Annotated in this window: 21 protein-coding genes; 9 read left to right on the top strand and 12 right to left on the bottom strand. The window is 33.2% G+C overall.

Features of this window, described 5'->3' with window-relative positions; genetic code table 11:
- Positions 1-5: 5 nt before the first annotated feature.
- Positions 6-587 (bottom strand): Holliday junction branch migration protein RuvA, encoded by a 582-nt coding sequence (ruvA, locus tag D1817_03270; GenBank protein AXT18919.1) that lies wholly within the window; start codon positions 585-587, stop codon positions 6-8.
- Positions 588-650: 63 nt separating this feature from the next.
- Positions 651-2,936: an NADP-dependent malic enzyme gene (locus D1817_03265; GenBank protein ID AXT18918.1), complete on the bottom strand. Its 2,286-nt coding sequence runs from the start codon at positions 2,934-2,936 to the stop codon at positions 651-653.
- Positions 2,937-3,148: 212 nt separating this feature from the next.
- On the opposite strand from D1817_03265, the gene D1817_03260 reads away from it, so the two are divergent.
- A complete protein-coding gene (locus D1817_03260) occupies positions 3,149-4,051 on the top strand; it encodes a hypothetical protein (GenBank protein AXT18917.1) in 903 nt (300 codons plus the stop codon).
- A 3-nt stretch (positions 4,052-4,054) separates the two neighbouring features.
- On the opposite strand, the gene queG is transcribed toward D1817_03260, so the two are convergent.
- Positions 4,055-4,981 carry a tRNA epoxyqueuosine(34) reductase QueG gene (gene queG, locus D1817_03255; protein AXT18916.1) on the bottom strand — a complete coding sequence of 309 codons (927 nt, stop codon included), beginning with the start codon at positions 4,979-4,981 and terminating at the stop codon, positions 4,055-4,057.
- Between the two features lie 40 nt (positions 4,982-5,021).
- Positions 5,022-6,044, bottom strand: coding sequence for a Holliday junction branch migration DNA helicase RuvB (gene ruvB / locus D1817_03250; protein AXT18915.1), 1,023 nt, complete (start codon positions 6,042-6,044; stop codon positions 5,022-5,024).
- A 450-nt stretch (positions 6,045-6,494) separates the two neighbouring features.
- Between ruvB and D1817_03245 the strand changes: the two genes are divergently transcribed.
- The 7 genes from D1817_03245 to D1817_03215 all read left to right on the top strand — a co-directional run bounded on the left by D1817_03245 (position 6,495) and on the right by D1817_03215 (position 13,596).
- The gene (locus D1817_03245) at positions 6,495-8,111 is read left to right on the top strand and encodes a hypothetical protein (protein ID AXT18914.1); all 1,617 of its coding nucleotides are present in this window, start codon (positions 6,495-6,497) and stop codon (positions 8,109-8,111) included.
- A 117-nt stretch (positions 8,112-8,228) separates the two neighbouring features.
- On the top strand, positions 8,229-8,441 hold the full coding sequence (locus D1817_03240; GenBank protein AXT18913.1) for a hypothetical protein: 213 nt from the start codon (positions 8,229-8,231) through the stop codon (positions 8,439-8,441).
- Between the two features lie 102 nt (positions 8,442-8,543).
- A complete protein-coding gene (locus tag D1817_03235; GenBank protein ID AXT18912.1) occupies positions 8,544-10,736 on the top strand; it encodes a peptidase domain-containing ABC transporter in 2,193 nt (730 codons plus the stop codon).
- Between the two features lie 305 nt (positions 10,737-11,041).
- Entirely contained in the window at positions 11,042-11,248 is a 207-nt protein-coding gene (locus D1817_03230) for a hypothetical protein (GenBank protein AXT18911.1), read from the top strand.
- A 107-nt stretch (positions 11,249-11,355) separates the two neighbouring features.
- Positions 11,356-11,631 (top strand): hypothetical protein, encoded by a 276-nt coding sequence (locus D1817_03225; protein ID AXT18910.1) that lies wholly within the window; start codon positions 11,356-11,358, stop codon positions 11,629-11,631.
- 364 nt (positions 11,632-11,995) lie between these two features.
- Entirely contained in the window at positions 11,996-13,288 is a 1,293-nt protein-coding gene (locus tag D1817_03220; protein AXT18909.1) for an HlyD family efflux transporter periplasmic adaptor subunit, read from the top strand.
- Positions 13,289-13,374: 86 nt separating this feature from the next.
- Positions 13,375-13,596, top strand: coding sequence for a hypothetical protein (locus D1817_03215; protein ID AXT18908.1), 222 nt, complete (start codon positions 13,375-13,377; stop codon positions 13,594-13,596).
- Between the two features lie 85 nt (positions 13,597-13,681).
- On the opposite strand, the gene D1817_03210 is transcribed toward D1817_03215, so the two are convergent.
- The 8 genes from D1817_03210 to D1817_03175 all read right to left on the bottom strand — a co-directional run bounded on the left by D1817_03210 (position 13,682) and on the right by D1817_03175 (position 25,177).
- A complete protein-coding gene (locus tag D1817_03210; protein ID AXT18907.1) occupies positions 13,682-15,475 on the bottom strand; it encodes a cytochrome c oxidase subunit I in 1,794 nt (597 codons plus the stop codon).
- Positions 15,476-15,511: 36 nt separating this feature from the next.
- A complete protein-coding gene (locus D1817_03205; GenBank protein ID AXT18906.1) occupies positions 15,512-16,582 on the bottom strand; it encodes a cytochrome c oxidase subunit II in 1,071 nt (356 codons plus the stop codon).
- Positions 16,583-16,610: 28 nt separating this feature from the next.
- Complete coding sequence (locus D1817_03200) at positions 16,611-18,101, bottom strand: quinol:cytochrome C oxidoreductase (protein ID AXT18905.1); 1,491 nt, start codon at positions 18,099-18,101, stop codon at positions 16,611-16,613.
- A 26-nt stretch (positions 18,102-18,127) separates the two neighbouring features.
- Positions 18,128-18,595: a cytochrome c gene (locus D1817_03195; protein AXT21217.1), complete on the bottom strand. Its 468-nt coding sequence runs from the start codon at positions 18,593-18,595 to the stop codon at positions 18,128-18,130.
- Between the two features lie 95 nt (positions 18,596-18,690).
- Positions 18,691-19,227, bottom strand: coding sequence for a DUF3341 domain-containing protein (locus D1817_03190; GenBank protein ID AXT18904.1), 537 nt, complete (start codon positions 19,225-19,227; stop codon positions 18,691-18,693).
- 3 nt (positions 19,228-19,230) lie between these two features.
- Positions 19,231-20,703: a hydrogenase gene (locus tag D1817_03185; protein ID AXT18903.1), complete on the bottom strand. Its 1,473-nt coding sequence runs from the start codon at positions 20,701-20,703 to the stop codon at positions 19,231-19,233.
- A gap of 32 nt (positions 20,704-20,735) precedes the next feature.
- Positions 20,736-23,864: a 4Fe-4S dicluster domain-containing protein gene (locus tag D1817_03180; GenBank protein AXT18902.1), complete on the bottom strand. Its 3,129-nt coding sequence runs from the start codon at positions 23,862-23,864 to the stop codon at positions 20,736-20,738.
- Positions 23,865-23,893: 29 nt separating this feature from the next.
- Positions 23,894-25,177, bottom strand: a complete 1,284-nt coding sequence (locus D1817_03175; protein AXT21216.1) for a cytochrome C — start codon at positions 25,175-25,177, stop codon at positions 23,894-23,896.
- Positions 25,178-25,391: 214 nt separating this feature from the next.
- Between D1817_03175 and D1817_03170 the strand changes: the two genes are divergently transcribed.
- Positions 25,392-25,787: an SPOR domain-containing protein gene (locus D1817_03170; protein ID AXT18901.1), complete on the top strand. Its 396-nt coding sequence runs from the start codon at positions 25,392-25,394 to the stop codon at positions 25,785-25,787.
- The last annotated feature ends 32 nt before the right edge of the window (positions 25,788-25,819 follow it).

The raw sequence follows: 25,819 nt of genomic DNA, 5'->3' as shown, positions 1-25,819 counted from the left end.
TTTAATTACAAATTTTTTAATGCTTCTTTTATAATGGTTTCTACACTAATATCTGTTTGATTTGATATAATTTTATCTACAACACGCTCAGATTGTTTTTTAGCAAAACCAAGAACTTCTAATGCTGATAACGCTTCATCTTTGTTTGTATTGCTCTGAAAACTCAATCCTTCATCAATATCATAAATCTTTAATACCTTATCTTTTAATTCAATAATTACACGTTGTGCGGTCTTTAACCCTATCCCTTTAACCGACTGTATTAAACTAACATCCTCGCTTGCAATTCCTTCTCTTACTTGTTTAGGTGTTAAAGATGATAACATTGTACGAGCAGTACTTGTACCAATACCACTTACTGAGATTAAAAGTCTAAAGATTTCTCGTTCTGCAAAGGAATAAAAGCCATATAAAGTATGTGAATCTTCTTTTATATGAAGATGAGTAAGGAGTTTTAGATTTTCTTGATCTGGGATTTGCGAAAATGTATGTAATGAAATATTAACTAAATAACCTATTCCATTACAATCTATAACAACGTTTGTTGGGTTTTTTTGGGTAAGTTTTCCTTGTATATGAGTAATCATTAATAGATAACGGTTAGCAAATCAAATGTAATAAAATTATTCACAAAGTATTTAATTAAAAAACTAATTTAAATTAACTCTTTTTTGCTTCTTCTGGGCATCAATTACAGCTATTGCTGTCATATTTACAATTTCGTCTACACTAGCATCTAACTGTAAAATATGAACTGGTTTTTTCATCCCCATCATAATAGGACCGATATTCTCTGCATTGTTTAATTCTTTTAAAAGTTTATAAGTAATATTAGCTGCATTTAAATTTGGAAAAATTAGTGTATTTACTTTTTTATCTGCTAGCTTAGAGAATGGAAAAGTATCTTGTCTCATTTTATTATTTAATGCAAAATCTGTTTGCAATTCCCCATCCACTATAAGGTGTGGATAAAAACGATGTAAATAATTTACAGCATCTCTTACTTTTGTGGCACTTTCGTTTGTTGAAGAACCAAAATTTGAAAACGAAATCATAGCCATTACTGGCTCCAATCCAAACATTTTAACTGTAGTTGCTGTCATTTGAGCAATTTTAGCTAAATCTTTAGAAGTAGGATCTATATTAATTGATGTATCACTTAAAAATAAAGGTCCACGATCTGTCATCAATAAGTTAGTAGTAGCGATTCGTGTCGCACCTTTTTCTAAACCTATTAATTCCATCATTGGTTTAACAACTGTAGGATAATTTCTGGAGTATCCAGAAATTAAAGCATCAGCATCCCCTTCATTAACCATCATAGCGGCATAATAATTACGTTCACGCATTAATTTTTTAGCAGCAATTAACGTAATTCCTCTACGTTTGCGTTGCTTCCAATATATTTCTGCATAACGATCTTTTCTTTCCTCTTCTCCGTCACTTTTAGGATCAATAATTAATACTTCTGCATCAAACTCAATTTCTTTTTTAAGTAACTCTATTTTTTCTTTACGCCCCAATAATATAGGTTGTGCAATACCTTCATCATATGCTATTTGAGCTGCTTTTAAAACAGTTAATTGATCTGCTTCAGCAAATACAACACGTTTAGGATCAAGTTTGGCTCTACTGTGTATTAATCTAACTAATTTATTATCACCTCCTAAACGTTCTAAAAGTGTGCTCTCATATTTTTCCCAATCTTCAATAGGTTCTTCTGCTACACCACTTTCCATTGCTGCCTTTGCAACAGCTGGAGGTACAACACCAATTAAACGAGGATCGAATGGTTTTGGAATAATATAATCTTTTCCAAAAGTTAATCTTGTTTCACCATAAGCTACATTTACTTGTTCTGGAACTGCTTCTTTAGCTAGCTCAGCCAATGCTTTAACAGCTGCTTTTTTCATTTCTTCATTAATAGCGGTTGCTCTAACATCTAAAGCACCTCTAAAGATAAAAGGAAATCCCAATACATTATTTACTTGATTAGGATGATCACTTCTACCAGTAGCCATAATAATATCATCACGAGTATCTATAGCTAATTGATATTCTATTTCTGGATTTGGGTTAGCCATAGCAAATACAATTGGATCTTTAGCCATAGCAAGTAGCATATCTGTTGTTACAATATCTGCTTTTGATAAACCAATAAATACATCTGCACTTTTCATTGCTTCATCCAGAGTGTTAATTTTTCTAGAGGTTGCAAATTCTGATTTCTGAGAACTAAGATTTTCTCTATCATCTCTTATTACACCTTTACTATCTAACATTACAATATGCTCTCGTTTAGCTCCAAAAGATTGGTATAAACGAGTACAAGAGATTGCTGCAGCTCCAGCTCCACTTATTACAATGTTAACTTCATCAATTTTCTTTCCTGTAATTTCTAAAGCGTTTAACAAAGCAGCAGCAGAAATAATAGCCGTTCCATGTTGGTCATCATGCATTACAGGGATATCTAATTCTTCTTTTAAACGCTTTTCTATTTCAAACGCTTCAGGAGCTTTAATATCTTCAAGGTTAATACCACCAAATGTTGGTGCTATATTTTTAACCGTTTGAATAAATTCTTCTACATTTTCAGTATCTACTTCTATATCAAATACATCAATATCTGCAAAAATCTTAAAAAGCAATCCTTTCCCTTCCATTACAGGTTTAGACGCTTCTGGGCCTATATTGCCTAGACCTAAAACAGCTGTACCATTAGAAATTACAGCTACTAAATTACCTTTAGCAGTATATTTATAAGCATTTGTTTTATCTTTTTCTATTTCTAAACACGGCTCAGCTACTCCGGGTGAGTACGCCAAAGATAAATCTCTTTGTGTTGCATATTTTTTAGTAGGTACTACTTTAATTTTCCCTGGAATTGGTTTGGCATGATACACTAATGCTTCACGACGTTTACTTTGCTTAATCATATAATTTCATTAAATATCGACTTACAAAGGTAAACCCTTAAAAGGAATTGCAAAATTTAAAACGTTATTCTTATTTTAAAAATCGTAAAGAAATACTTTTAATGTTTTTTCGTTTAAATATTACTTTTTAACATCCCTTTCTACTTTTTTAAAGGTTTTATTACCATTTTACCTATATGATTTCTCTACTTTTGCGTTTTAAATTTCATTCTTTGAAAAAATTATTTTTAGTTCTATTTATATTTCCTGTTTTTACAGATGCTCAAGATTTTGTAGATCTTTTATCAATAGGATATGGACATTCATTTAAAAATGACTTTGAAAACACTCCAGGCAGTACTAATGTAGAAGCTCTAGATGTCGATTTAACAATCCCATTTGTTATTAATGACAAATATACATTTGTAACTGGACCTATTTTTAACAGGAATAGATTTCAATTATTTCCCGGAAGTAACCCTATTACAGTTTATAGTACTTTATTAAAATTAGGATTAATCATTAATCATTCAGAAAAATGGACAAGCAGCCTTGTTGCCCTCCCAAAACTAGCTTCAGATTATAAAAACATATCTAGTAATGATCTTCAATATGGAGGTATTGCTATTTTTAGTTATAAAAAGTCAGAAAATTTAGTTTATAAATTTGGCGCTTATGGCTCTACTGAAGCTTTTGGTTTTGTAACAACACCTTTTTTTGGTTGGTATTATTTAGGTCCTAATAAACGATTTTCGATGGATGTATTACTTCCTATTTCTGCAGATGTAAATTATGCATTTAATAAATTCTCTATTGGATTTGATTATATTGGTGTAGGTAGAAGTTATAATGTAAATGAGAATGATGCAAATCTGTATGCAGATCAAGGTTCTTTAAAAGCAACTGCTTATATTCAAACTAAAGTATTAAACAAAAATATTTTATTACGAGCTAAATTTGGTCATGCTAGTAATAATTATGAAGCTTATCAACAAGGGCAACGCATAGGGTTAAGATTACCTGGGTTTGATATTAATGATAATAGAAATCAACTCAATCCTGATATCCAATCGAGTTTTTTATTTGAATTTGAAGCGATATACAGATTAAAAATTCCTCCTAAAAAAAAGAAATAATCATCAATCTTTCAAAAATTCAATATTACGAGTTAATCCTGAAAATTTAGTTCGCTTTACTGCTGAGTTTTTAAATACTTTATTAAATGTATCTTGCGTAACCTCTTCCCAATCTTTTTTAGACATCGAAAGCAATTCTGGGTGTGGATTGAATAAGGGTTCATTATGTGTTTTTGAAAATCGATTCCAAGGACATACATCTTGACAAATATCACAACCAAACATCCAATCATTAAACTGCCCTTTAAATTCTAAAGGGATATTTTCCTTAAGTTCAATCGTAAAATACGAAATACATTTACTACCATTTACTACATAAGGTTCAGTGATTGCTTGTGTTGGGCAAGCATCTATACATGCAGTACAGGTTCCACAATGATCTGTTACTGGTGTATCATAATCTAATTCTAAATCAACAATTAACTCTGCAATAAAATAAAATGATCCTACTTGCTGCGTTAATAAATTACTGTGTTTACCTATCCATCCTAATCCTGATTTTGCTGCCCAAGCTTTATCTAAAACTGGTGCTGAATCTACAAAAGCACGACCATTAACCTCTCCTACTTCAGTTTGTATAAAATGTATTAATTCTTTTAATTTATCTTTAATAACAAAATGATAATCAGTTCCATAAGCATATTTAGAAACTTTAAAAGCAGTTTCATCTTTTTGAACTTCTGAAGGATAATAATTTAATATCAAAGAAATCACACTTTTTGAGCCTTCTACTAATTTGGTTGGATCTAAACGTTTATCAAAATGATTTTCCATATAACGCATTTCTCCATGCATATTATTTTTCAACCATTTTTCTAATCGAGGAGCTTCTTCTTCTAAAAATTCTGCTTTACTCATTCCACAAGATAAAAAACCGAGGCGTTTCGCTTCGGTTTTTATTAATTGTGTATATGAGGTTTTTGATTTCACTATTATGAAGTTCTAGAATAAGTTATCTATAACAGAATATTTAAAACAACCCGCCTTGAATATTTCCTTTTATACGTCCAAGATGTTTATAAGCTAAATCTGTTACTTCTCTACCACGTGGTGTACGCATTATAAAACCTTGTTGGATTAAAAATGGTTCGTAGACTTCCTCAATAGTTTCTGAGCTTTCGCTTACTGCAGTGGCTAATGTTGTTATTCCTACTGGGCCTCCTTTAAATTTATCTATAATGGTAGTTAAAATTTTATTATCCATTTCATCTAATCCGTGCGCATCGACATTTAAGGCTTTCAATCCAAATTTTGATATCTCAATATCAATTTCTCCATTGCCTTTTATTTGTGCAAAATCACGAACACGACGCAAGAGCGCATTAGCTATCCTTGGAGTTCCTCTGCTTCTTCCTGCTATTTCAATAGCGGCTTCCATAGAAATAGGAACATTTAAAATATGTGCGCTTCGTTCTACAATAGTGGATAGTAATTCTGTAGAATAATATTGTAAACGACTACTAATTCCAAAACGTGCACGCATTGGAGCAGTTAATAACCCTGATCGTGTGGTTGCACCAATTAAAGTAAATGGATTTAAATTAATTTGAACTGTTCTGGCATTAGGTCCAGATTCAATCATAATATCAATTTTATAATCTTCCATTGCAGAGTATAAATATTCTTCTACAATAGGGCTTAAACGGTGAATTTCATCTATAAAAAGTACATCGCGATCTTCTAAGTTCGTAAGCAATCCAGCTAAATCTCCTGGTTTATCCAAAACTGGTCCAGAAGTTACTTTTATACCTACACCTAGTTCATTTGCTAGTATATGCGCTAGTGTAGTCTTACCCAATCCTGGAGGGCCGTGAAATAATGTATGATCTAAAGCCTCTGTTCTAAGATTAGCAGCTTTTACAAATATTTTTAGATTCTCTAAAATCTGATCTTGCCCTGTGAAATCTTCAAAAGAAAGTGGTCGTAATGCTCTTTCTATATCATATTCTTCAGAAGAAAGGTTATCGTTAGATGGGTTAAGGTTTTCATTCATACAAAACAAATATAAAGAAAAAGCCTATTGATACTTAAAAGTCATTATTTATATTATTCAAGTTATTAAAAAATGCTTAACATAAGTTTTATTTGTTTTTTAACAGTTTAAAATATTTAACACATAAAGTTTTGTTAATTATTTCAAACACTATTATAGTAAAATATTACAAAGTGAGGTTTTACCGTAACCAAAGTAAGGTTTTACCGTAATTAAAATTAAAATTTTATAAGTAGCTTTATATTGAAATTAATTATTGATATTACTGTAACTTAACCATCTGTTATAGATAATTATAGGGTTTCAAGAGTTATAATTTTTATATAAATGCGCTTCATTTCTTATATTTAAATGATTATTCCCAAACCTTAATCTATAAGTACTAACAAGCCTCCCTACTTTTGTTTTTTATGTTTTTTTTCAGTGATTTTCTCAAAAAAATAAATTACTGTGAACAATTCCTTAGCAACTCAGGTAGAACTATTATTATTTAACAATGCCATCTCTTGTGATAAAGAAGAGTTATCCTTTCAAATAGAAAGCCATCCTTCCTATCCAAGTCTACATTCCATAACAGGAGTCCTAGATCATTTTAATATCGATAACATCGCTCTGGATGTCCCCATCAATCAAGAAACACTATCGCAACTCCCTAATTGTTTCTTAGCTCAGATCAAAGATGAAAGCGGAATGAGTTTTGTTATTGTGAACAACAATAATGAAGTTTATAATCTCATCTCTGGTGATAAGAAAAAACAAAATGTGTCCTCTAGTGAGTTTCTAGAGAAATTTACCGGCATCATCGTCGCTGTCGAAAAAACAGAAGGTATTGAACTTAAAAAAAATAACACCTCTAAAGTAAATACTATTCTTATCTCTTTATCTCTAATGCTCTTAGCTGGTCTTTTTATTAAAGTGAGCTCCAGCTTAAGTACTGCTGTCTACTTTTTATTATCTGCCATAGGTGTCTATATAAGTAGAGCTATTATAAAACAAGAACTGGGTGAACAATCTCTCTTAGGGGATGCCTTCTGTTCTCAATCTACTAATACAGGTAACAGTTGTAATTCTGTATTATCTTCTAAAGGAGCTCAATTTGGAAGGTATAAGCTAAGTGATTTTAGTATGATTTACTTTATTGGTCTATTGCTATCTACATTACTATTAACACTTATTGCAAGTAGTTTAACTATCGTATTTATTTTTAGTTTAATTGCCATTCCTGTGACATTGTATTCTATTTACTATCAATATGCAGTAGTCAAACAATGGTGTTTCTTATGTTTAAGTGTTACCGCCGTACTTTGGATTCAGGCTGCTCTTATTCTTTCTCTTAATTATAACTCTATTATACTTTCTAATATTACTCTAAATGCTCTACTGGTGAGCTCCTTTAGTTTCTTATCTGTGTTTACCATCTGGAATATACTCTCTCCTAATATTAAACTCATCAAAGAACTTAAAGAGTCTAAGATCAAGTATTTTAAGTTTAAAAGAGATTACAGCTTGTTTGAGGCTTTATTAAATAAATCTACAGTTGTAGATACTACTATTACAGGTGCGTCTGAAGTTGTTTTCGGAAATCCTGAGGCACCTTTAAACATTACACTTATCACAAGTCCGTTTTGTGGGCATTGTAAACCTGTACATACCTTAATAGAACAGGTATTAAAAAAACATTCTGAAGAGGTTCAGATACACATTCGTTTTAGTACTCACCAGGATAATACGCCTTTAATTAATATTACCAGCAGGTTGTTGGAGTTGTATCATACTGAAAGCAAAGCAAAATGTTTAGAGGCCATGCATGACATCTATGGAGGCTTAACGTCTGAACAGTGGTTTAATAAGTGGGGAGAAACTAATAACAGAGCACCTTATTTAAATACGCTTAAACTAGCTAGTGAATGGTGTAAGGACAAAAACATCAACTTCACTCCTGAGATCTTAATAAACGGACGTTCTTTCCCTAAAGAATACGAACGTTCTGAACTGATCTATTTTATTGAAGATCTCTATGAAAATGCTAACCTGAAACAAACTAACACTTTACATAAAACTGTATAAATAAGTAAAGCCCAATTAAGGGCTTTACTGAACAAGATATTCTCTCGCGAAGAATAGACACAATTTGTGAGTGTCTTTAAATGTTCACAGCAAATATAATTTATTAATCATTTTATTATGAAAAATTTGAAAAAATTAGGTAAAACCCTAAATAAACAAGAGCAATTACATATTAATGGAGGATTAGGGCCTGCTGGAATTAGTAGTGGTGGTGTATGTGAGCATGAATGTTCTAACAATAGTGGTTGTCCTGCAGAAAACCCTCAATGTGTTACATTCAATTTAAACATAAGTTGTCCAGACAGTCCTTTAGTTAGGTCTTGTATCTAATAAAAACTTCTCTTTTCTAGAGAAGTTTTTCAATTTGATATCTAGTTAGTTTAAAACCTCTCTTAGAGGAGGTTTTTATTAAGTAATATAAAGTAATCACCTTTGAGATTAAAATTTCCATTTTACAAACAAGCCGAGGCTAAAGACTGTGGCCCTACCTGTATTAAGATCATTGCCAAACATTATGGTAAGACCATTAGTGCACAACAATTACGTGAACTCTCCGAAACCACTCGTGAAGGAAGTAGTTTGCTTGGTCTTAGTGATGCAGTAGAATCTCTTGGCTTTCGCTCTCTTGGAGTGAAACTCTCTTTTGAGAAGTTAAAACAAGCCTCCTTCCCCTGTATTGTACATTGGAACAAGAACCACTATATCGTGGTCTATAAAATAAAAAAAGATACTGTCTATGTCTCTGATCCTGCTCATGGGCTATTAACATACTCCAAAACTGAGTTTATCAAGTTCTGGATCGGTAACAATGCCAATGACGCTACTGAAGAAGGCATTGCCTTACTCTTAGAACCCACACCCTTGTTCTACAACGAAGAGTTTGATGATGACAAACAATCCTTTGGCTTTGGATTTATCTTAAAGTATGTCTATAAATACAAACGGTTTGTCGTACAACTAGCCATTGGTCTGCTTGCTGGGAGTCTATTACAACTCATCTTCCCATTCTTAACTCAAAGTGTGGTCGATGTCGGTATTAAAAATCAAGATCTCAACTTTATCTATCTCGTACTTGCAGCTCAACTCTTCCTCTTTATTGGTAGAGCTTCCCTGGAAATTATTCGGTCTTGGATTCTTTTGCATCTCAGTACACGTATTAATATCTCTCTGATCTCTGATTTCTTTATAAAGCTCATGAAACTCCCCATCTCTTTCTTTGATGTACGAATGACAGGGGATCTATTACAACGCATTAACGATCATAAGCGTATTGAAAGGATTCTAACCACCTCCTCACTTACCATGTTGTTCTCTTTCTTTAATCTGATCGTCTTTAGTTTTGTGCTGGGCTATTACAGCTTACAAATCTTTAGTGTCTTCTTCTTTGGGAGTTTACTATATGTTGGATGGGTACTCTTCTTCTTTAAACGTAGAAAAGAACTCGACTACAAACGGTTTCATGAAGTCAGTAACGAGCAGAGTAAGGTCATTGAGCTTATCAATGGTATGCAAGAAATTAAACTCCACAATGCTGAAAAACGCATGCGATGGAACTGGGAGTTTGTACAGGCACGCCTCTTTAAGATCTCTACCAAGAATCTTGTCTTAGAACAAACACAATCCGTAGGATCTAATTTTATTAATGAGCTCAAGAACATGTTCATTACCATTCTCTCTGCTAAGTTAGTGGTTGATGGAGATATTACGCTGGGGGCCATGCTGGCCATTACCTCTATCGTAGGACAGCTCAATGCGCCTATCAGTCAGCTTATTAGTTTTATGAGAGATGTCCAAGATGCTAAAATCTCTTTAGATCGTTTAGGAGAAATTCACAATAAAGAGGATGAGGAATTAGCTACTGACGAAAAAGTGAAATCACTCCCTGAGAATTCAGGCATTCAACTCAATAATATCTCTTTTAGATATATCGGAAGCTTAGAGCCTGTGATCAAAGGATTGTCCTTAACCATCCCTGCTAATAAAACAACTGCTATTGTAGGAGTGAGCGGTAGTGGGAAAACCACACTGATGAAACTCTTACTCAGATTCTATGAAGTCGAGAAAGGGGATATATCGATCAATAATTTTAATCTCAATAATATCTCTCAAAAGGTATGGCGTGAGCACTGTGGGGTGGTCATGCAAGAGGGGTATATCTTTAATAATACTATTGCTCATAATATTGCAGTGGGACAGGATTATGTCGATAAAGATAAACTAGCGCATGCTATTGATGTGGCCAACATCTCTGATTATATTGATAATCTCCCCCTGGGGGTGAATACTAAAATAGGAACTGAAGGAACAGGTCTTAGTACTGGACAAAAACAGCGTTTGCTTATTGCTAGAGCAGTCTATAAAAATCCGAGATTTCTATTCTTTGATGAAGCCACCTCGGCATTGGATGCGAATAATGAAACGGTGATCATGAAAAAACTAAATACTTTTTTTAAAGATAAAACGGCTGTAGTGATTGCACACCGATTAAGTACGGTAAAAAACGCACATCAGATCGTAGTGCTTGATGGAGGAAAGATCGTAGAAATTGGAAATCATCAACAGCTCATTAAACTAAAAGGAAACTATTACAACCTGGTCAAAAATCAATTAGAGCTGGGTGATTAAAATATTCTCTTGCAAGGAGTAGACACAAACTGTGAGTGTCTTTAAATGTTCACAGGTTTATTAAATTATTAAAATTTTAAATCATGAAAAATTTGAAAAACTTAGGGAAAACCCTAAACAAAAATCAACAAGAAATGATTAATGGTGGGTCTCATCAAGGAAGTAATTATGTATGTATTGAAAATTTCCCTTTTACTTATAATGTAAACGCGGGGGAGTTATGTGATGATGGTGGTGTTCCTCTTTGCGTATAATTATAAATAAATCTTTCGCGAAGATTAGACAGAAGCCTTGAATGTCTTTAAATGATCAAGGGTTTTAAACAATTATTAAATATTTTAATTATGAAAAATTTAAAAAACTTAGGAAAAGCCCTAAACAAAATTGAGCAAAAAGCTATTAATGGAGGATCTAATCCAGATGCTTGTAGAAATGATAGAGATTGTGAAGGTAGTGTCATTCCTCTAGTATGTGATGAATTTACTAGCACCTGTGTAATAGCTTGTGTTTAATCATTAATAAACAGAGCAAGTTTAAAAACTTGCTCTGTTTTAAATCTGTAAAGTTATCAATCAAAACTCTAAAATATTCTCTCGCGAAGAGTAGACACAAGCTGTGAGTGTCTTTAAATGGTTCACAGTTTTTTAAACAATTATTAAATATTTTAATTATGAAAAATTTAAAAAACTTAGGAAAAACCCTAAACAAGCAACAACAAAAAGCTATTAATGGAGGAGATTTTGGTTTCCCAGGAGAAGATGATCAACCACTTTGTCCTACACCTAATGCTTTTTTCTGCAATGACCCATTGAATATTGCTGGACCAGATCATGTATGTTGTAGAGGCTTATGTGTTCTTCCTACACATGGAGCATGCCAAGGTATTTTCTTCTAAACTCCTCGGTTGCAAGCAAAAAGATTAGAAATATTTCTAATCTTTTTATTACTAAATAGATACAAACTGTGGGTGTTTTATAAATACTCACAGTTTATTTAACTATAAAATATTTAAATCATGAAAAATTTAAAAAATCTAGGGAAAGCCCTAAACAAAATTGAGCAAAAAGCTATTAATGGAGGATCAAATGGTTTTGCTTGCAGTTTTGCAGGAATGTGTTTTAATGCTTTAAGCGAATCCCATTGTCTTGATGTACTAGGGTTAGAACCGTGCAACCCTTTTTAATTCTATTGTGAAGTTCAATTGCTTTTTTGAGTACAGGAAATTATTCCTGTGCTCTTATTAAATCAAAATATTAGTTATGCCAGAAAATAATCAACACATAGAACTTCGTAGTGAAGAAGTCCAAGAGATTCTTGAAGCCACTCCTTCTTGGATGATCCGTTGGGGGAACATCTTAGTATTATCTCTAATTGTAATGCTCCTCTTTATCTCCTGGTTTGTAAAATATCCAGATATCATTGCATCCCAAGCACTAATCACAACTATAATCCCTCCTCAAAAAGAATATGCCACAATAAATGGTAAAATAGCATCTATTCTGATCTCTGATAATGACACAGTAAGCTCTGGAACTCCTCTTGCCATTCTAGAGAACACAGCTAACTACAATGATGTCTTTCTTCTTAAGTCTATTATAGATACTATTGCAGTTAATAATAAATCCTTTGAGTTCCCCATTGCTTCCATCCCTGTTTTAAACCTAGGAGATATTCAACAAAACTATGCCGCCTTTGAACTTGATTTCTTAAGATATATCAATAACAAAAAATATCAACCTTTCTCTAACGAAGAAAATGCAAATCTCATCTCTAAAAAAGAACTCATCTTTAGACTACAAGTACAAAAAGCACAATACGAATCTGGTAAAGCTGAACTAGCTCTTCAAAAAAAAGATCTTGATCGTAATAAGGATATGTTTAGTAAAGGTCTTATTGCTGCTCAAGCTTATGAGAGAGAAGAGGCTAATTATATTCGAGCTGAAAGTAATTTAACAAGTATTAGCAATTCTATCTCTCAAACCAGAGAGGCCATTAGTAATGCTAATAAAGCATCTAAAACCACTACAATTAATAAATCTACAGAAGAGGTACTGTTATTTAAAACGGCAGTTCAATCTTTTAATCAATTAAAACGCGCTATTAAAGATTGGGAGCTGCGTTATGTCTTACAGTCTAATATTGATGGAAAGGTCTCTTTTTTAAATACATGGACGGTAAATCAAACTGTTAATCAAGGGGATCTGCTTTTTACCATTATCCCTAAGGAGAACTCTGCCTATATCGCTAAATTAAAAACACCTGCTCAAAACTCAGGAAAGTTAAAGGTTGGACAAAGGGTAAATATTAAATTACAAAACTATCCTGATACTGAGTTTGGAACGCTTCAGGGATATATTGAAAGTATTGCTTTATTTCCTGATGAGGAAGGGTTGTATCTGGTAAATACTTCGTTACCTAAAACACTGATCACCTCTTATAAAAAAGAAATTCCTTTTAAACATGAAATGAATGGGAGTGCTGAAATTATTACTGAAGATCTGCGCCTTATTCAGCGCTTCTTCTCCCAACTTAAAAGTGTGTTTAATAATTAGAAAATATTCTCTCGCGAGGCAATAGACACAAACTGTGAGTGTCTTTAAATGATCACAGATTTAAATAATTATTAAATCTTATTATTATGAAAAATCTATCAAAATTAGGTAAATCCCTAAACAAAAATGAACAAAAAGCAATTAATGGAGGTATCACAAGAAATGCTTGTGTGTTTGGTTCTGCTCTTTATTTTACAGGTCCAGGAGATTGTTGTGCATATCCAAATACTGAAGATCCTTTTATAACATGTTACGGAACAGTTACAAATAATTTCTGTAATTATAATCCAAATGAATGCCCAGGATAATAGGTTAATAAAAGAACTCTATTAAACAAATGCAAAAAGCCTTTCTAAAAATAGAAAGGCTTTTTAATATATTATATATCTAATATTAGTGATTCAACTCTTCTTCTCCATCTTTTAATGGAATATTTTGAGGTACAAAATCCTCATCATGACCTGGCTTACTATAGTCATATGGCCAACGGTGAACATGAGGAATCTCTCCTTCCCAGTTTCCGTGAATATGTTTAATTGGAGCTGTCCATTCTAATGTATTAGATTTCCATGGGTTTTGAACTGTTTTCTTTCCGTAAAAGATACTGTAAAAGAAGTTCCATAAGAATACCAATTGAAAAATTCCTCCTATTAATGCGAATATGGTAATAATCACATTTACATTTGATAAATCGTCAAATAACGGGAAGTTACTATTTGTATAATAACGTCTTGGCAATCCTGCCATACCAATAAAGTGCATTGGGAAGAATACACCATAAGCACATATTGCAGTTACCCAAAAATGAATATATCCTAGGTTTTTATTAAGCATGCGTCCAAACATTTTAGGGAACCAATGATAGATTCCTGCAAACATACCATACAATGCAGAGATACCCATTACTAAATGGAAGTGAGCTACTACGAAATACGTATCGTGTACATTAATATCTAAAGCACTATCTCCTAAAATAATTCCTGTTAAACCTCCTGTAATAAATGTTGATACTAAACCAATTGAAAACAACATAGCCGGGTTAAACTGGAGGTTACCTTTCCAGAGCGTAGTAATATAATTAAATGCTTTTACTGCTGACGGTATCGCAATTAATAATGTTGTAAATGTAAATACAGATCCAAGGAATGGATTCATTCCTGAAATAAACATATGGTGGCCCCAAACAATAGTCGATAAAAATGCAATTGCTAGAATTGACATGATCATGGCACGGTAACCAAAAATTGGTTTACGTGAATTTGTGGCTATAATTTCGGAAGTAATTCCTAATGCTGGAAGTAATACAATATATACCTCAGGATGTCCTAAGAACCAAAATAGATGTTCGAATAATACAGGAGATCCTCCTTGATAATGCAATACTTCACCTTGAATAAATATATCTGATAAGAAAAATGAAGTTCCAAAACTTCTATCCATTATCAATAACAATGCTGCAGATAATAAAACCGGGAACGATACTACACCAATTACAGCCGTTACAAAAAATGCCCAAATGGTAAGCGGTAAACGCGTCATAGACATTCCTTTTGTTCTTAAATTTAAAACCGTTACGATATAATTTAGCGATCCTAATAAAGAAGATGCAATAAATATAGCCATAGAAACTAACCATAAAGTCATTCCCATACCTGATCCTCCTTGTGCTAATGGCAATGCACTTAAAGGTGGATATATTGTCCAACCTGCTGCTGCTGGTCCAGCTTGTACAAATAATGAAATTACCATTATTATACTAGATAAAAAGAATAACCAATAAGAAACCATGTTAAGAAATCCTGAAGCCATATCTCGCGCCCCAATCTGTAACGGAATTAATAAGTTACTAAACGTACCACTCAATCCTGCTGTTAACACAAAGAATACCATTATAGTACCATGAATAGTTACTAAAGCTAAATAGATATCGGCGTCCATAACACCATCTGGTGCCCATTTCCCTAATAATGCTTCAAAAAGCACATTTGGTTCTTCTGGCCAAGCGATTTGCATACGAAACATCATAGACATTAAAACACCTATAACTCCCATAATTGTACCTGTAATTAGGTATTGCTTTGCAATCATTTTATGATCTTGACTAAATATATATTTAGTTACAAAGGTTTCTTTATGATGATGTCCATGGTCGTCGTCGTGTGCGTGAGTATCTGCGTGTGCTGACATAATCTATCTTTATTTTTAAATCTTAGTTGTTCTTAATTAGTTTTTTACCAACGAGTTTTTGAATAATTTTTGCTCTTTTAACCAAGCATTGTATTCTTCTTCAGACTCAACAATAATTTTCATCTGCATATTGTAATGTGATTTTCCACAAATCTTATTACAAAGTAATAAATAGTCAAACTCGTATCGTTCAAGAGCTTCTTCTCCTTTAGCAATTAATTTCTTACTATTCTCTGCTCTAATTTTATTAATTCTTTGAACTTTCTCTATCATTTGAGGAGTTTGCCTCATCTCTTCCGTAGTTACAGTAGGTGTAAATCCAAATTGAGTGATCATCCCAGGGACACAATTCATTTGTGCTCTAAAGTGAGGCATATATGCAGAATGCAATACATCTTGAGAACGCATTTTAAATAATATTTTCTTCCCTACAGGTAAATGTAGTTCTGTAGTAATAATATCATCTTGAGCATTAGGATCTGATTCATCTATTCCTAATATGTTTGCATTATCTAAGTTAATCAATCTAACATTAGCTTGACCTAAAGTATTGTCTTGTCCAGAATATCTAGCCTTCCAGTTAAATTGTTGTGCATATAATTCAATTACTATAGGGTCGTCATCTTCACTAACATTCATAATTTCTGACCAAGTGAATAATCCATAAATAATTAACCCTGCTAAAACAACAATAGGAATCGATGTCCAAATAATTTCTAATTTATCATTATCTGCAAAAAATAATGCTTTTCTTCCTTTCTCACCTTTGTATTTAAATGCGAAATAGTGTAGTAAAAACTGAGTAATAGTTTGCACTATAAAAATAATGACCATTGAGATAATCATTAAATTATCGATATCAGGACCGTGTTCTGATGCAGAGTTAGACATTAATGGTAGGTCTCCCCATTTTACCATACAAACAATTGTAATAACATAAATGAAGATTAAGAATCCTATCATTAAATAACCATTGATTCTATTATCTTTATCATTAGCAATCTCTGTATTATCTCTTTTAGCTTGTGCTAAATCAAAGATCTTAACCATTTGCCAAATTGCAACTGTAATAAATACTAAAACTATTATTGTTAATAAAGCAGTCATTGTTGTCTTTCTTCTTTATTTAATTTAATTAATAATGGAAATGTTCGCTTTCCTTAATAAATGGATTTCCTTTTGCTAGTAATGATTCTTTAGATATTGCATAGAATACTAATAGCATAAACAATCCTGCAAATAGCATCACTGCACTAATTTCTGCTAAGCCAATTCCCCAACGGTCACCAACCGTTGCAGGCATAATCATGTTAAACACATCTATATAATGTCCAGCTAAAATTATAATACCAGCCATTACAATAAACCAAGGAATACGTTTGTAATCACTATTCATCAATACCAAGAATGGAAATATAAAGTTCATCACTAACATTCCGAAGAACGGTAATTTATAATCTGCTATTCGTGTTGCAAAATATGTAACTTCTTCCGGGATGTCTGCATACCAAATAAGCATAAATTGAGAGAACCATAGGTATGTCCAGAAAATACTTATTGCAAACATAAACTTTGCTAAATCGTGTAAATGACTATCATTAACAAATGGTAAATATCCTCTCGATTTTAAGTAGATTGTGATTAATGCTATTACTGTAATACCACTTACAAACATACTTGCAAACACATACCAGCCAAATAGTGTACTAAACCAATGTGGATCTACACTCATGATCCAATCCCAAGACATCATTGATTCTGTATAAATATAGAACACTAAAAATGCTGCTGAAATACGGAAGTTTTTCTTAAAGTTTCTGTTATCATCTGCGCTATCTTGAGCAATTGAAAATTTTCTAGAGAAGAAACGATATAAACTCCATCCTCCAAGAAAGATGAATCCTCTAATAAAAAACCCTGCTTGGTTTAACCATCCTTGTTTACCTTGTATTAATTCGTCATGTGCCACTACTTCTGGATCCATCCAAATAAAGATATGATCTCCAGCCCAAAATGCAATTGCTAATACAATTAAACCTCCTGGTAGTACATAATACGTGATTCCTTCCATAACTCTAAAGAGTACTGGTGACCAACCTGCTTGTGCTGCATACTGAATTCCGTAGAATGCCAACACTCCTAATGCTATCATAAAAAAGAAAAATGCTGCTACATATAATGCTGAGTAAGGTCTGTTATGTATTTGATGCATTACATGCTCTGCATGAGCATTTGGGTCTCCATGACCCATTTCATCTCCGTGACCGCCTTCAGTTTTCATAACATGCTCGCCTGTTTCACCTGAATGACTTTCTTCTTTAACTTCTTCTGTATGCTCTCCTTGAGAATGTTCTGCGTTTTCACCTTCATTATGAGAAACATCTTCGCCATGTTCACTGGTTTCTTCAGAATGATTTGCAGTCTCACCACGCTCTTCTACAGATGTTGTACTGTGATCCGATGCTTCACCATGACCACCACCATGTGATGCTTCCTCTGCTAGTATTTCTTTAACATCATCTAATGACGTTCCTTGTGCAGAAACATAACTAGTGATATATCCTATTAAACCTATAACTATAAGTGCTACAGAAAATATTTTTAATCTATTTGAAAACGTATACATATTGTTGATATATAACTTTATCTAATCTATTTTGTTAATGCTTCTTTTAATGATAGAACATAAGCAGTTACTTGCCAACGTTCTTCTTCATTAAGTTGATTGGCGTAAGAACCCATTGTATTTTTACCATAATAAATTACATGATAAATACTCCCTTCTGTGATAGCTCTACCTGCATCGTCATAACTAGGGATTCCTAAAATCTTTTCTCTTTTCACTAAATTACCTTGTCCATCTCCTCTATTACCATGGCAAATACCACAATACACATCGTATAATTCTTTTCCTCTTTTTAAATCTACATGAGTAGAATCTAAAGGACTTGTAAGATCTGTTTTTGCTCTATTATACTCATCATTACTATTACCATATTCGAATAATGAATATCCTCTTGCTATAGTGCCTTCAACTGGTAATTGTGCTTCTACTCCATTAGCAAATGCAGCTGACTCACTATACGTTTCATACCCTGCAGACACATACATGTTAGGCATAAATTGGTAGTTTGGTCTTGTATCTTTTTGACATGATACTATGGTTATTAAAACTACCGCTAATATTGATATTTTTATTAAGCTCTTCATAATTATTAGTGTGCTTCTTCTTTATCTACTATATTAATTTCTACTGCTCCAGTTTCCTTTAATAATCCTTCTAATTCTGTTTGATTTCCGTGTAAAGGAATTTCCATTAAAAAGTGATCATCTGTTGTTCTTGGATCTGGGTTTTCAGCTTTTTTAAATGGCCACATTCTACTACGTAAATAAAATGTAATTACCATTAAATGGGCTGCAAAAAATACTGTTAATTCAAACATAATTGGAACAAATGCAGGCATATTTTCGATATAACTAAAGCTTGGTTTTCCTCCAATATTCTGAGGCCAATCTTTAATCATAATAAAATTCATCATTACAATCGCCACTGTTAAGCCAACGCATCCATACATAAATGCTGTAATTGCAATTCGTGTAGGTGCTAGTCCCATAGCTTTGTCTAACCCGTGTACAGGGAAAGGTGTATATATCTCTTCTATATGATGTTTTTCAGCTTTTACTTTTTTAACTGCTGCCATTAACACATCATCATCCGTATAAATAGCGTGAATTACTTTTGAAGTTTCCATATGCTACTCGTTGTTTGTTTGTTGTTCTGTACTTGCTTCTGAAGGTCCTTCTTTAGAAGTTCTTTTATCAGCTCCTGTTCCTACTAAACTCTGTCCTGCTTCTCTTATTTTTTTATAACGTTGCCCAGACGACTTTAAGATCGTTTTTACTTCTGCTTGTGCAATTACTGGGAACGTTCTAGAGTATAATAAGAATAATACAAAGAAGAATCCTATTGTTCCTATAAATATTCCGATATCTACAAATGTAGGAGAGAACATTGTCCAAGATGATGGTAGGTAATCTCTATGTAATGAAGTTACGATAATTACAAAACGTTCAAACCACATCCCTATATTTACTACAATCGAAATAAAGAAAGAGAACATAATACTTGTTCTTAATTTCTTAAACCACATAAATTGTGGGGAGAACACATTACATGTCATCATTGCCCAATATGCCCAAGCATAAGGTCCTGTTGCTCTGTTTAAGAATGCATATTGTTCGAATTCTACTCCTGAATACCATGCGATAAACAGCTCTGTAATATAAGCCACACCAACAATAGAACCTGTAATCATAATGACTATGTTCATTAATTCGATGTGCTGTACAGTAATATAATCTTCTAAATTACACACTTTTCTCATGATGATAAGAAGTGTATTTACCATTGCAAATCCTGAGAAAATTGCTCCTGCTACAAAGTATGGCGGAAATATTGTTGTATGCCAACCCGGAATTACCGAAGTAGCAAAGTCAAACGATACAATAGTATGTACAGAAAGTACTAATGGTGTTGCTAAACCTGCAAGTACTAAAGATACTTCTTCAAAACGTTGCCAATCTTTTGCACGGCCAGACCATCCAAAACTTAATAAGCTATATATTTTTTTCTGGAAAGGTTTTACAGCTCTGTCTCTAATCATTGCAAAATCTGGAAGTAATCCTGTCCACCAGAATACTAACGATACAGATAAATATGTAGAAATTGCAAATACATCCCAAAGTAGTGGTGAGTTAAAGTTTACCCACAATGATCCAAATTGATTTGGAATAGGTAATACCCAGTATCCTAGCCAAGGACGGCCCATGTGTATGATTGGGAATAGTCCAGCTTGAACTACTGAGAAAATTGTCATCGCTTCTGCAGAACGGTTAATTGCCATTCTCCATTTTTGACGGAATAATAAGAGTACTGCAGAAATAAGCGTTCCTGCGTGACCAATACCAACCCACCAAACGAAGTTAGTAATATCCCAAGCCCAGCCTACGGTTTTGTTTAATCCCCAAGTACCAATACCTGTTGATATTGTATAAATTATACAACCTATTCCCCAAAGGAAAGCTACTAAAGCAATAGAAAAAACAATCCACCACTGTTTATTTGCTCGTCCTTCTACAGGGGCAGCCACATCAACAGTTACGTCGTGGTATGATTTTTCTCCTGTTACTAAAGGTCTTCTAATAGGTGCTTCGTAATGAGACGCCATAATCCTTATCTAATTATTTCTTGATTAATTTATTATGCTTCTTTTGTATTTCTTACTTTAGTTTGATACACCACATTTGGTTTTGTACCAACACTCTCAAGTAAGTGATACGCTCTATTATCATCTTTAAGCGCAGTAATATCACTATGCTTATCGTTTATATCTCCAAACATCATTGCTCCACTACTACAAGCTGCAGAACAAGCTGTTTTAAATTCGTTAGGTTTAACTTTTCTTCCGTCACGCTTCGCATCAAGAATTGTTTTTTGTGTCATTTGAATACACATAGAACATTTTTCCATTACCCCTCGAGAACGAACTGTCACATCTGGATTGATTACCATACGTCCTAAATCATCGTTCATATGGAAATCAAATTCATCATTCCCATTGTATAAGAACCAGTTAAAACGACGTACTTTATAAGGACAGTTATTTGCACAATAGCGTGTACCAACACAACGGTTATACGCCATATGGTTTTGACCTTGACGACCATGAGATGTTGCTGCTACTGGACATACTGTTTCACAAGGTGCGTGATTACAGTGCTGACACATTATTGGTTGGAATGCTACTTGCGGGTTAGCTGCTGGATCTTCTAATTCTCCAAATCCGCTTAAAGATCCTTTATCTCCTGATAATCCAGAGAACTCATCCTTTTTAGTATCATCCTGTTCAAAAGTATCTTCTGAAGAGTAATATCTATCAATACGTAACCAATGCATATCACGGCTACGACGAATTTCCTCTTTACCAACTACTGGCACATTATTTTCAGCGTGACAAGCAATAACACAAGCACCACATCCTGTACAAGCATTTAAATCGATAGACAAGTTAAAGTGATGTCCTATTGAACGATCAAACTCATCCCATAAGTCTACTTCTGGAGATGTTACTGGAGTTTCTTCGTGATTTAATGATACTACAGGAATTGGGTTCCAATACTCTTTATCTTTAGAATTGAAAACTTCTAAAGTTGTTTCTCTAATAATATCACCACGACCCATTAAAGTATTTTGTAACTGTACACAAGCAAACTCATGCTTTCCAGAAGTTGCTTCGATTGTTACATTTTGGATCGTATTAAAATCTTTATATAATGGATACGCATTAACACCTGTTTGCATTTCTGCTTTTAAACCTAAACTACGACCGTAACCAAATGACATTCCAAAAGAGCCTTTAGCTTGCCCTGGTTGAATCATTACTGGAACTTTTACAGTAACTCCATTTGCAGTAAGGTTAGCATATTTACCATTAAGTCCTCCTGTAGCATCGTGTCTTTCTTGAGAAAAGAATGTACTTTCTTCTAAATAAAAGCCTAATTCTTTAGCATCAGCTTCAGACATGGTTAAGTAATTATCCCAAGTTGTTCTGGTTAACGGGTCTGGAAACTCCTGCAACCAAGGGTTATTAGCTTGTTGTCCATCTCCCATTCCTGTTTTAGGATACAATGTTAGCTCATATCCGTTTGATGAAGCAGAGGCTAAGGTTCTTGCAGCAGCATCTACATTAATTGTAGATGATTCTGTTTCTGCATTTGTAGTTTCTTCTGTTAAACTTGTAGTTCCAACAAAAGTACCATCATGCAATGCTTGATTCCAAGATGAGCCGTTTAATATATTTTCGTTCCAATTACTTTTAATATAGTCATGATACGTAGAAGCGTTATCGTTCCATATTAATAAAGCATCTTGAAATTGTCTTGTATTGAATAATGGACGAATAGCTGGTTGCGCTAATCCAAAATGTCCTTTCTTTAATTCTACATCTCCCCAAGATTCTAAATAATGAGGTGCTGCAGCAATATACTGTGTTAAAGATGATGTTTCATCTTCTTTCATCGAAAACGCTACAGATAAATCAACATTTTTTAATCCTTCATTAAAATCTGAAGCATTAGGTAATGTATAAGCAGGGTTAACACCACTCATTATAACAGCTCCAATGTTTCCAGATTTCATATCCGAAATTAATTGATTTACTGCTTTATCATCTCCTTGTCTTGTTTTTATAGGTGTAGTAGCATCAAACACAGTGCTACCAATTTTTTCATTAATTGCAAGTACTAAGCTTTGTGCATTTACATCTGAAATCCCAGTAACTACAACGCCATTATGTCCAGCTTCTGATAATTCTGAAGCTGCTTTATTTACTGCTTCTTCAATATTTGCCGGTAAGCTTCCTGAAACAGATGTTCCAAATACTTTACCATATAATTTAGCTAATGCTACTTTTTGTTGACTTGGTGTTAACGGTATACGTTTGTCTGCATTTGCTCCAGTAAGACTCATATTAGATTCAAACTGAATATGACGTGACATTTTACCATGATGAGGCACACGACTTTTAGAGTATCCAGAATCGAATCCTCCACCTTGCCAATCTCCTAAGAAATCTGCTCCAAAAGAAACAATAGTCTCTGCTTTAGAGAAATCGTAGTTTGCTAAACCGCGTTCGTTATATTTATTTTGGAATGCTTCAATCGCTGCAGATTCTGATATTGCATCATAAGCTACATGACGAACATTGCCATATTTTTCTTTAAATTCTGAAATCAATCTAGATGTAGATGGACTTGCAAAAGTTTGTGTTAATAACACAATATCTTTAGTTCCACCAGACAATCTATTTAATTCTCTTTTTATCTCAGTATCAAATGCATCCCAAGAAATTATTTCGCCTGCTTTTTCGGGTTCTTTAATTCTTAAGCTGTCATATAAATCTAAAACTGAAGCATTAACTCTAGCATTAGCACTACCATTTGTAGTAGCCAGATTATTATTTTCAATTTTTATCGGTCTTCCCTCACGAGTTTTAACCAATATACTTGCAAAATCATATCCGTTAGCAATAGATGTTGCATAGTAGTTAGCTACTCCAGGAATAATTTGATCTGGCTGTACAACATAAGGAATGGATTTTACTACAGGTCCTTCACAAGCTGCTAAAGATGCTGCTGCAGTACTAAAACCAACATATTTTAAGAAATCACGACGTGTTGTGCTAGAAGATTCAAGAGTCTCTTTATCTCCTAAGAACTCATCCGTTGGAATTTCTTCAACAAACTCTTTTTGCTTAAAAGATTCAACAACTAAACTATTTTTTTCGTTTAGCTCTTCAACACTTTTCCAATATTTCTTGTTTGATGACATATTATAATTGAATTATGCTTCTTAATAAATTAGTAATGACATTTTCCACATTCTAAACCACCTTGCATAGCAACGGTTAGTTTATCTACACCGTACTTTTTAGATAACTGCTCGTGTATCTTAGTATAGTACTCATTACCTTCTGTTTTAACATTTGTATCTCTATGGCAGTTAATACACCATCCCATTGTAAGTGGTGCAAATTGCTCTACAATTTCCATTTCCTCGATAGGACCATGGCATGTTTGACATTCTATACCTCCAACTGTAACGTGTTGTGAGTGGTTAAAATATGCAAAATCTGGAAGATTATGAATACGCACCCATTTTACAGGTTTTGTCTCTCCAGTATATGTTTGTTCTGCATCGTTCCAACCTACTGCTTCGTATAATTTTTTAATCTCACCATCGTAAAATTCTTTAGAATATTCTGCAGTAGTTTCACCAGTATATTCATAAATAGATTTATGACAGTTCATACACACATTTAGTGATGGAATCCCTGATGTTTTACTTACTCTTGCTGAAGAGTGACAGTATTTACAATCTATTTTATTATCTCCTGCGTGAATTTTATGTGAGAAATGTATTGGTTGTACTGGTTGGTACCCCTGATCCACACCTACTTGCATAAAGTATCCGTATACAAAATAACCACTTGCTAATAAAAAGAAGATTGCAGTAACCAACATTAAAAATTGGTTCTTAACAAATGCTTTCCAAAGAGAAGTTCCTTTTTCTTTCTCTTCTATTTCTACCCCGTTAGCATTTGCAAAACGACGTAATGTTCTGTTCACAATAACTAAACCTACAGCTAATAAGCCAAAAAGGATAGCTAATGCTCCTAATAGTAATTCTTTTGAGATTCCTCCTTCATCAGTTGGTGTAGGTGGAAGTGGGGTTTTATCGTCTCCTCCTTCTGGAACAAATGCAGTATATGCTAATATATTGTCGATTTCCTCATTAGATAATTGAGGAAAAGGAGTCATTGGTGAATTATTATATTCGCTATAAATCTTACTAGCATAAGCATCTCCAGATTTAATAACTGCCGGGCTGTTTTTAATCCATGCATAAATCCACTCTCTATCTAATCCTTCATCATCTGCTAAACGTTGCTCTACATTACGCAATGCAGGTCCAGTCATTTTTTTATCTAGCTTATGACAAGCTGCACAATTTGCATTAAACAATGCTTTTCCAGCTACAGGATCGCCATCTTGAGCAAATAATGATGTAGATAAAGAAGTTATAAAAATAAAACCTAAAAATAGAATTCTTGAGGTTAAATTGCGGTGTATCACCTGTTTCATATCGTTAGTAGAATTGTCTTCCAAACTTTGGTACGATTTTTTCATATACAAATAGAAAATATTCGGTTCTAAAAATCTCGCACAAAAGTAATACTTATAGTCCATTTTAGAAATGTTAGATATACGTTAATTTCTAATTTATAAGGATTCTAAATAATAAAAAACACAATGTTTAAGTTTATATATTTTACATTTGCACTAAATTAAATTTGAAATGATTAAAAACTTATTTAAAATCATCGCATTAGCTGTACTTTTTTTAAGTATAAGTATTGTAGATGCTAATGCTCAAGGTGTTGTTACTGTTAATCAAGATAACGATATCGATCGCTTATTGGCTCTAAAAAAAAGCGTTAATAAATCTCAATTTAACTATACTATTCAGATTTATAAAGGTAATGCTAATAACGCTGTAAAAGTTCAGAGCGAGTTTAGAGAAGATTTTACAGATTGGAGTTCTACTATAAAATTTGACCCTCCAAATAATCGTAAAATTTGGGTTGGCAACTTTAAAACTCGATTAGAAGCCGACCGTGCTTTAGTTAAAATAAAAAGGAAGTATAATGCAGCTTTTATTTTAAAACCCAAAAAAGAAAAAATAGAACCTTAACACCTTCTTTTTCATAGTATATATAAAAAAAC

The organism is Flavobacteriaceae bacterium, from assembly GCA_003443635.1.
Taxonomy (GTDB): domain Bacteria; phylum Bacteroidota; class Bacteroidia; order Flavobacteriales; family Flavobacteriaceae; genus AU392.
This window is presented reverse-complemented; position numbering and strand designations above follow the sequence as displayed.

Coding starts and splice junctions, on each gene's coding strand:
- ruvA (AXT18919.1), bottom strand. CDS start 587: ATGATTACTCATATACAAGGAAAACTTACCCAAAAAAACCCAACAAAC.
- D1817_03265 (AXT18918.1), bottom strand. CDS start 2,936: ATGATTAAGCAAAGTAAACGTCGTGAAGCATTAGTGTATCATGCCAAA.
- ruvB (AXT18915.1), bottom strand. CDS start 6,044: ATGAATGAAAACCTTAACCCATCTAACGATAACCTTTCTTCTGAAGAA.
- D1817_03240 (AXT18913.1), top strand. CDS start 8,229: ATGAAAAATTTGAAAAAATTAGGTAAAACCCTAAATAAACAAGAGCAA.
- D1817_03230 (AXT18911.1), top strand. CDS start 11,042: ATGATCAAGGGTTTTAAACAATTATTAAATATTTTAATTATGAAAAAT.
- D1817_03220 (AXT18909.1), top strand. CDS start 11,996: ATGCCAGAAAATAATCAACACATAGAACTTCGTAGTGAAGAAGTCCAA.
- D1817_03215 (AXT18908.1), top strand. CDS start 13,375: ATGAAAAATCTATCAAAATTAGGTAAATCCCTAAACAAAAATGAACAA.
- D1817_03210 (AXT18907.1), bottom strand. CDS start 15,475: ATGTCAGCACACGCAGATACTCACGCACACGACGACGACCATGGACAT.
- D1817_03205 (AXT18906.1), bottom strand. CDS start 16,582: ATGACTGCTTTATTAACAATAATAGTTTTAGTATTTATTACAGTTGCA.
- D1817_03200 (AXT18905.1), bottom strand. CDS start 18,101: ATGTATACGTTTTCAAATAGATTAAAAATATTTTCTGTAGCACTTATA.
- D1817_03195 (AXT21217.1), bottom strand. CDS start 18,595: ATGCCTAACATGTATGTGTCTGCAGGGTATGAAACGTATAGTGAGTCA.
- D1817_03190 (AXT18904.1), bottom strand. CDS start 19,227: ATGGAAACTTCAAAAGTAATTCACGCTATTTATACGGATGATGATGTG.
- D1817_03185 (AXT18903.1), bottom strand. CDS start 20,703: ATGGCGTCTCATTACGAAGCACCTATTAGAAGACCTTTAGTAACAGGA.
- D1817_03180 (AXT18902.1), bottom strand. CDS start 23,864: ATGTCATCAAACAAGAAATATTGGAAAAGTGTTGAAGAGCTAAACGAA.
- D1817_03175 (AXT21216.1), bottom strand. CDS start 25,177: ATGAAACAGGTGATACACCGCAATTTAACCTCAAGAATTCTATTTTTA.
- D1817_03170 (AXT18901.1), top strand. CDS start 25,392: ATGATTAAAAACTTATTTAAAATCATCGCATTAGCTGTACTTTTTTTA.